This window comes from Mycobacterium sp. 1245852.3, assembly GCF_001669335.1.
Classification (GTDB): domain Bacteria; phylum Actinomycetota; class Actinomycetes; order Mycobacteriales; family Mycobacteriaceae; genus Mycobacterium; species Mycobacterium europaeum_A.
Genome location: NZ_LZLL01000526.1, coordinates 1 through 589 on the forward strand (window position 1 = coordinate 1; position 589 = coordinate 589).

Here is a 589-nt window from a genome sequence, read left to right on the forward strand (position 1 = left end):
TCGGTGTAGCCCGCACGGAACAACTTCGCGCAGCCGGTCAGGTACTTCATATACCGGTCGTAGACCTCCTGGGACTGCAGGGCGACCGCCTTGTCCTTGTTGGCCTCCAGGTTGGCCGCCCAGATGTTGAGGGTCCGCGCGTAATGCTGCTGCAGCAGCTGCACCCGCTCGATCGTGAAGCCCGCCGCCTCGCCGAATTTGAAAATGTCTTCCTGCGCCGGGAGTTGTCCACCCGGGAAAATTTCCTGGCCGATGAATCGAGCGAATCGGATATCGCTCATCGTGATGGAAACACCGCGCTCGTGCTGCTGTTTTTGCGTGTAGGTCAAGATGGTGTGCAACAGCATTCGGCCGTCGTCGGGAAGGATCTCGTAGGCGCGCTCGAAAAATGCGGGATAGCGCTCCATCTTGAAAGCTTCGAAGGCGCCAATCGTGACGATCCGGTCGACCTTGTCCTCGAACTCTTCCCAGCCCTGCAACCGCACCTCGATGTTGCGGCTGGTCGGCAATCCGGCCAGCTTGTTCTTGCTGTACTCAAATTGATTGCGGCTCAGCGTGATCCCGATGACGTTGACGTCGTACTTCTCGA

1 protein-coding gene is annotated in these 589 nt (G+C 58.6%); it reads right to left on the bottom strand.

Annotation, left to right across the window (positions count from 1 at the left end):
* The coding region (locus tag A9W96_RS24135) for a class I SAM-dependent methyltransferase (protein ID WP_067143662.1) at nucleotides 1-589 on the bottom strand (589 nt) is incomplete at both ends.